2 protein-coding genes are annotated in these 1,501 nt (G+C 76.5%); one reads left to right on the top strand and one right to left on the bottom strand.

The genetic code is table 11. The features are described from left to right. Positions 1-1,170, bottom strand: a 1,170-nt coding sequence (locus HMPREF0731_RS20115; protein WP_007006059.1) for a cation:proton antiporter domain-containing protein, incomplete at its 3' end; no start/stop codon positions are given. Positions 1,171-1,302: 132 nt separating this feature from the next. Between HMPREF0731_RS20115 and HMPREF0731_RS20120 the strand changes: the two genes are divergently transcribed. Next, a partial coding sequence (locus tag HMPREF0731_RS20120) for a hypothetical protein (protein WP_007006060.1) occupies positions 1,303-1,501 on the top strand: 199 nt, incomplete at its 3' end.

A 1,501-nucleotide genomic window follows, 5' to 3' on the forward strand; every position in this document is an offset into this window, starting at 1 on the left:
GAGGCGCGGCGCCAGCGCGGCGAAGGCGCGGAAGGTCAGCGGCAGCAGCAGGATGGCGCCGAAGCTGCCGAGCAGGATCGGCCCGCGCGCCTCGGCCGGCAGGGCGCCCTGGCCGATCGCCAGCTCCGCCAGCACGAAGGAGAACTCGCCGATCTGCGCCATGGCGGCGCCGACCACGGCGGCGGTGGCGGGCGCCACGCGCAGCGCCAGCAGCAGGGCGAAGGTGGCGCCGCCGGTCCCCAGCAGCACCACCAGCAGCGCTGCGGCCGAGGCCCAGGGCGCATCGGCCAGGTTGGCCGGGTCCAGCAGCATGCCGACCGAGAAGAAGAAGATGGCGGCGAAGACGCGCTGCAGCGGCACCGTCTCGGCCGCCGCCTGGTGGCCGAGATCGCTCTCCCCCAGCACCACGCCGGCGAAGAAGGCGCCGAGCGCGAAGGAGACATGGAACAGCGCGGTGGCGGAATAGGCGACGCCGAGCGCCACCACCACCACGGCCAGGGTGAACAGCTCGCGCGAGCCGGTGCGGGCCACGCGCTGCAGCGCCCAGGGCAGCACGCGCCGCCCGGCCAGCAGCATCAGCGCCATGAAGGCCACCAGCTCGCCCACCGCGCGCAGCATGGCCCAGGCCAGGCCCCCCTCCTGGCCGCGGCCGGACAGCGCCGGCAGCAGCACGAGGCCCAGCACCACGATGAGGTCCTGCACCACCAGCCAGCCCAGCGCCAGCCGCCCGGCCTCGCCCGAGAGGCGGCCGCGCTCCTCCAGCGCCCGGGTGGCGACGGCGGTGGAGGCGATGGCCAGCGCCAGGCCGAAGGCGAAGGCGCCGGCGCCGGAGAGGCCGAGCAGCGCCACCCCGGCCAGCCCGCCCAGCAGCCCGGCGGCGGCGACCTGCGCCACCGCCCCGGGCAGCGCCACGCGCCAGACCGCCAGCAGGTCCTCGGCGCGGAAATGCAGCCCGACGCCGAACAGCAGCAGGCCGACGCCGACCTCGGCCAGCGTCGCGGTGAAGCCGAGATCGGCGGAGAAGCCCGGCGTGTGCGGCCCGACCACGGCGCCGGCCACCAGATAGCCGATCAGCGGTGGCAGGCGCAGCAGCCGGGCCAGGGTGCCGAAGACGAAGGCCAGGGTCAGGGCGATGACCAGGAGGGCGAGCAGGGGGGGCGCGTGATGCATGCGCGCCGACAGTAGAGGCGCCGCCCAGGCGCGGCCAAGGCGGCATCATGGGCGGCGCCAATGATGGTCCTTGCCGATGCGGATTTCCGCCCGCTCCGGCGCGGCCCCAGATAGGGGCAAAGGAGTTCCGCCATGTCCGACACCCGCGCCGCCCCCCCGGCCTTCCCCGATGACGCGCTGGCGGCCGAGCGCCCCTGGGCGGCGCCGCTGTATCCGGTGGCGGTGGCGCTGGCGGCGCGCGACGCGGCCGGGCTGGCCGCCTGGTACGGGCGGTTGCTGGGGCTGGAGACGCGGCGGCAGGGCGGGCTCTGGCAGGTCGGCGGGCTGCTGC

Origin of the sequence: Pseudoroseomonas cervicalis ATCC 49957 (genome assembly GCF_000164635.1) — a bacterium.
GTDB classification, from domain to species: Bacteria; Pseudomonadota; Alphaproteobacteria; order Acetobacterales; family Acetobacteraceae; genus Pseudoroseomonas; species Pseudoroseomonas cervicalis.